The organism is Aerococcus sp. L_32 (genome assembly GCF_050689315.1).
On sequence record NZ_JBOEQF010000942.1, the window covers coordinates 1 to 721 of the forward strand.

Annotated in this window: 1 protein-coding gene; it reads right to left on the reverse strand. The window is 39.4% G+C overall.

Annotated elements, in window-relative coordinates; genetic code table 11:
• On the reverse strand, window positions 1-719 hold a 719-nt coding region (locus ACRCJ0_RS17505; protein ID WP_431391429.1), incomplete at its 3' end, for a galactokinase.
• Between the last annotated feature and the right edge of the window lie 2 nt (window positions 720-721).

The window sequence follows — 721 nt, forward strand, 5'->3', positions numbered from 1 at the left end:
GCATCAATCGCACCCAGTGAATCAATGGTCAACTTTTGGTTAAGTTCGGCGAGTGCTGTTTCACATTCAGTCCGGCGTTCATTGTATTTAGAATCGGCTAATTCACGGCGTTTATTGGTATTCATGATCACAATTACGTTATCAGCTAAATCTAGCGGAACGAGTTCATAGTCGAGAGAATTTGTATCCAGATAAATCGCACGTTTATCTGCCCCCATCCCGACGGCAAATTGATCCATAATACCCGAATTGACACCGATAAAATCATTTTCGGTTTTTTTACCAATTTTTACTAAATCTAGTCTTTCTAGTGTTAAATCATACAATTCTTCCGCAACTATCCCTGTGAGTAATTCAAGTGAAGCTGATGATGAAAGACCGGAACCATTTGGAATATTCCCATATACGTATAGGTCAAAACCGGTATCAATTGGATGACCCGCTTCTATTAAAAATTTAATGACCCCTTTAGGATAGTTCGTCCATCCGTCTTCCTTTGTTAGAATCAGTTGATTTAGGTTAATTTCAATAATGCCATCATCTTTGAAATTTGCTGAATAAAAGCGACAGATTTGGTCATCTCGTTTACGGGCAACACCATAAGTGCCCAGTGAAATAGCTGCTGGGAATACGTGGCCCCCGTTGTAATCTGTATGTTCACCAATTAGGTTAATACGTCCTGGTGAGAAAAAAGTTGCATCAGCTTGTTCGTTGAAAATGT